The 4,549-nt window shown below is 63.2% G+C and carries 5 protein-coding genes; all 5 read right to left on the bottom strand.

Translation table 11 applies throughout. The features are described 5' to 3' along the window. On the bottom strand, positions 1 to 890 hold an 890-nt coding region (locus SY26_RS19550; protein WP_046001957.1), incomplete at its 3' end, for a YcaO-like family protein. Further along, positions 887 to 1,663 carry a SagB family peptide dehydrogenase gene (locus tag SY26_RS20240; RefSeq protein ID WP_064503580.1) on the bottom strand — a complete coding sequence of 259 codons (777 nt, stop codon included), beginning with the start codon at positions 1,661 to 1,663 and terminating at the stop codon, positions 887 to 889. The genes SY26_RS20240 and SY26_RS19550, both read right to left, overlap by 4 nt. Positions 1,664 to 1,681: 18 nt before the next feature. After that, positions 1,682 to 2,521, bottom strand: a complete 840-nt coding sequence (locus tag SY26_RS19540) for a hypothetical protein (protein ID WP_045983737.1) — start codon at positions 2,519 to 2,521, stop codon at positions 1,682 to 1,684. 459 nt (positions 2,522 to 2,980) lie between these two features. Continuing rightward, positions 2,981 to 3,439, bottom strand: coding sequence for a GNAT family N-acetyltransferase (locus SY26_RS20860; RefSeq protein ID WP_084693982.1), 459 nt, complete (start codon positions 3,437 to 3,439; stop codon positions 2,981 to 2,983). Positions 3,440 to 3,538: 99 nt separating this feature from the next. Continuing rightward, positions 3,539 to 4,549: MobQ family relaxase (gene mobQ, locus SY26_RS21745; RefSeq protein WP_064503579.1), on the bottom strand; the 1,011-nt coding region annotated here is incomplete at its 5' end.

Raw genomic sequence — 4,549 nt, 5'->3', positions numbered from 1 at the left:
TCACAGACCTCGGCAGCGCCTTGCTCGGTGTTGAAGGTCATGTAACCGGTAGTTAGCGCATCCTCACCGCTAGTATACCCTCCCTGCGGATCCTCTTCAGCACCCGTGGACTGCCCCGCGCGCTCACAAGAAAGCTGTTCGGTCAGGACCACCGCTTGATAAAGTTCTTGTACCGCCTTGGCGATAGCTTGGGACTGGGTGCCTGCGCCCGCGCCGCCTGCACCGAAGCGGACCGGAGCACGCCGGCCTCGCAGTACTGCGAGGATCACCGAAACGTCACTGAAAAGCGAGATTTCTGCCAGCTCTACCTCGCCCCAGGTTTCCAGAACGGCGAAAGTCGCGCGGGTCTCGTCATTGAGGCCTAGCAGGCCATCATGCAACCGCCAGTGGCGGTGGCCGTGGCCAAAGTACCAGAAGGCGGTGAGCGACTGGCGCTCGGCAAACTCGAGGACGGCCGCATACAGCGCCCGCGGGCGACTGACGTGCACCGCTGTCCCGGAGCTGTCGCGGTACGGCAGGGCGGCATCGTCGCAGTGGGCGGCTAGCGTCGCGAGAAGCGCAGGCATCTGGCAGCGGCGCTCGCCTGAGATGTCTTCCACCGTAACCATGTCGAAGCAGGTGTCCGGCCCGGCGCCCTCAAGGAGAACCTCGAACCAGTCGCGTAGGTCTTCCGGAAGTGTATCTAACCGTCGCCTGCCCACGATGCATGGCGGAGAGAAGGAGAAGCTGCGTTCGCAGGCCTCACCAAGTGCGCGGGTGTGAACCGAACGGGCGCGCCCAGTTGCACAACTGACCCTGCCGGAGCCAACAAGGCAGCGCGCTAGCGAAGGGGCTCCGAGGCGGGGGGAAAGGTCGATGACGCGGCGGGAGATGTCCGATTGCAGGATCATGCGTGGCCTCCGAATTGCACCACTAGGGGCCATGCGACGCGCGGATCCACCCCCAACGCCATGGCGAGGCGGTCATCCTCGAAACCGCCCCAAACACGTCCTGCAAGACCCGCGTTTTGCATCTCCTGGCCCATCTGCTGGTACATAGAGCCGGCCTCGAGCAGCGCCAGCCGGTAGCCGCGCACGCCGTATTTTGCCACTGGCACCTGCATGAGCGCGCAATAAAGCAGTGCGAAGGCACAATCCGCCATGCGTGGGAGTGCCGTATTATCCGTCGCGATGCCGAGCGCGTTGAGGACGCTCTCCGGCGCCGCCGCCTCTAGTCGCTCAAGCCGACGGCTGTGCGGCAGGTAGTGGTAGCTACCAGGGGCCAGACCCTCGACGTTGCGCGCCCAGAGACAGACCTGGCAGGAATATAGCGCTCCGCCGCTAGGATAGGGCCGGCGCCTACTGCCCAACCCGGCATTGCCGAAGCTACGTGCCAACAAATCCATGAATAGTGTCACTGACACCGGCCGGGCGGGATCGAAATGCTTGGCGGAAGCGGCACGATCGTGAAACGTCTCCGACATGACAGATTGCACCGTCCCAGAGAAGGGATACTCAGCTGCTTCCATCCGCGCGAGATCAGTATTGGTTAGGCCAGTGTAGTTCGGGCTAACAGCGCCGAACTCAGGGGTGACATTGTTGCCTGCGGCGTGCAGAGCACGGAGCTGATGCCAAGTGCTGGGGTCTATCGTGTCGCTTGCGCGAGACAGGGCAAGAGTCTGCATGGGTCAGCCTTTCGTCGGTCAATTCCCGGGAGCGTGGTGCAGACAGTCGCAGGCAGGCGAAAGAGGCACGCGGGCGCGAGTGATATTCGGCATCCCGTGCGAGATCCTCAGCAGGCTGCGCACGTCGTCCCAGTCGTCCCAACCGCGCCGGATGCCAAGAACGGTTTCGGAGCGCGCCGCGGCAATTCGTCCAGCATAGGCGAGGTCGCGCGATGCCAGCCGCCGGAAGGGCCGCCCATCACAGCCCTCCGCCTGAAGCGCCGCCAAGGCGTCACCGAGGGAGAGTTCGCCCCGCCGGCCACCTTGGAAGCGCGCCTCTTCGAGGAAATCCATGCAGCAGCAAGGGCAGGCAATACCGAGGCCCGGACGCCACGGCGGCGTAACGACCGTCTCAGGGCCGAAAGGAAAGAGGGTGACAAGGATCTGTCCCGGGCGAAGCGCCGCGCGGGCCGCGGCAAGTGAGTCGGAAAGGTTCGGCCGGTTGATCGCCTCGATCCGCAGGAGGCCCGGCTCCCTCTCCTCGCTGGGACTGGCGAGCGTCTCGGACAGAAACATGGAGCGCAGCGGCTCAATATCCTCAGGGTCGCCGGCCAAGTGCACGGCGCAAGCCGCCGGGCGTACCTCGTGGATCAGGCCAAGCCCCTGCTTCAAAAAATTCTCTAATGCCGGAGCGTCGCTACAGCCGCCGAGGGTCTCCACGAGAGTCTCATGGTCTATTTGGCTGTGCAGCGAGAGCGCGCGCAGCGCATCGGCCGCCCCGCGGTCCTCGATCGTGAAGAGCCCGTTCGGCGCATGAATCGCGACGCCGTCATCCGGCATGTCGGTTAGCGCGAAGGGGGCAATGCTGTAGAGGGTCATCGTCTCCGTTCTCCCCTGTGGCTAAATCTGCTGGGCCGCCCGCAGACAGCACCGAGACAGACGGCCCCGCTCCAATCGGGCGGGGCCGTTTCGGCTGCGCCGATTAGCCGATCGGGGATGCGCCAGAGTTGGTGCAGCTCGCACAGTTGCTGGGCGACTGATTAAAACGCGTAGCTGTCGCCGGCTTCGGGGTGCGGGTGAGCTGCTTGCCAAATGCGTTGGACATCGAAATTCTCCTTAGGTTTGCGGTGCAATTGCACCTTCACTTCAGGCCTTTCACGACCTAGAAAAAAGATAAGCGGTGACGTGCGGCAGATCACTCCTATAGAATTGTAGGGTACAAATCGTCATGCGAAGGCGACCCGCTTGTGCGGGTGACGATCATCTAAAACTTACCCACCTGCATTGTTAACCTGGAGTCCGCTATTTGGGACCAAGCCGCCGTTTATTATGACAGCTTCAAAGCTTCAGCGTCATGTCCCAACGATCTAGTCCAGTGCGGAACCCGTTTGGCGTGATAGTGGAGCATGCAAAACCAAACCCTTCATAGAAGCCCTGGGTGTGTTGGCTGGTAGATAGCTTGATTTCGGCAAGACCAGGTATCGACCGTGCCAGCGTGAGTCTGGCTTGTGTTAGTATGCTTCCCAACCCTTGCCCATGTGATGCCCCATCAACCATACCCCATGACAGGGATGCCCTCTGGCGCGTGATATCTATCGTTAGCCCTCCACAGGCGACCACGGCATAATCCCGTACAAGAATGATGTAAGGCGCAGAAATTACGTTATAATTTTTCAGATGATCGTTAAACTCCTCACGCTCCTCAGACGCAAAAAAGAACGGAACGTTGCTGTCAAAGATTGAAAGGCAAGCAGGACGATCCGCAGGCATGAAGGGGCGTGAAATAATATTGCTCATCTATGAAATCCAATCTGAACACGCTGGCAGAGCTCGCTGCACTGTCAGCACCTGTAAATCAAGGTTGCTTAAAGGCTCGTCATGCGGACATGCGCCTTTTCACAGACTGTGCTCTGGCCCTTTGCGCTCAGCGATCCGCTGGAGTTCCAAGACCCGCTCCTGCTCCAGCACGCGCTCCCGCTCCCGGTCCTGCTGGGTGAGGGCATGCCCTGCGCGATCGACGTTGCGCGCGACCTCCTCGCCGTGATCCTCGCCACGCCCCGCCCGCGCGGCCTGTAGACGCTCAAGGGCGGTTTGCGGGGTATCCACGGCCCCACGCGATGCACGGGCGGCCTGAAGTCGCTCCAGCGCCGTCTCCGGGGCGCGGGTGAGGCCAAGCGACGCCGCGCGCTCCTGCACCCGGTCCAGGGTCCGCTCCAGCCAGTCGCGGGCCTGCGTCCGGAACTCACGGGCAACCTCGCGGACCTGAAGGCCAATCTCGCGCACCTTCTGCCAGCGATCGGAGGCCGGCGTGGCGATCCCGCGCCGCATCATGCTCCAGCCCCGCGCACCCACATCAGGCAGGGGCGGGCGGTCCAGCTCCACCGCCCGCGCCATCTCCGCGACGTGGGTTCGCTCGTCGCCACGGCGCTCGGCCGCGTGAGCCCGCTCAAGCGCCTCCGCGCGCTGCGCCTCCAGGGTGCGGTGATCGACCCGCTCATGGACGTTGCAGCGCTCCAGCGTCTGGTTGACGTGCTCGGCCCAGGATGACCGCCAGTCCACCAGCAGCTCCTTGGCGTTCCAGTCCCGGTTCTTGGTGGTGAACCCCTCGGGGCCGATCTCGCGGGTGGTCAGCATGATATGTGCATGGTGGTTCCGCTGGTCGCCCTCGCGCCCCGGAGCGTGAAGGGCGATGTCAGCGACCATCCCCCGGGAGACGAATTCCGCCTGAACAAACCCGCGCACCAGATCGCGGTTCTGCTCAGGCGTCAGCTCGGACGGCAGGGCCACACGCACCTCGCGGCTGACCTGCGCGTCCTTGCGGCGCTCGATCTGCTCCACCGCGTTCCATAGCGCAGAGCGATCCCGCGCCCAGTCAGGCGCATGTTCGGGGGCGAGGATCTCGCTGTG

Origin of the sequence: Paracoccus sp. 228, from assembly GCF_000967825.1 — a bacterium.
In the GTDB taxonomy this organism is placed as follows: Bacteria; Pseudomonadota; Alphaproteobacteria; order Rhodobacterales; family Rhodobacteraceae; genus Paracoccus; species Paracoccus marcusii.
Note: the sequence above shows the minus strand (reverse complement) of the source record. Positions and strands in the feature narration are given on the sequence as shown.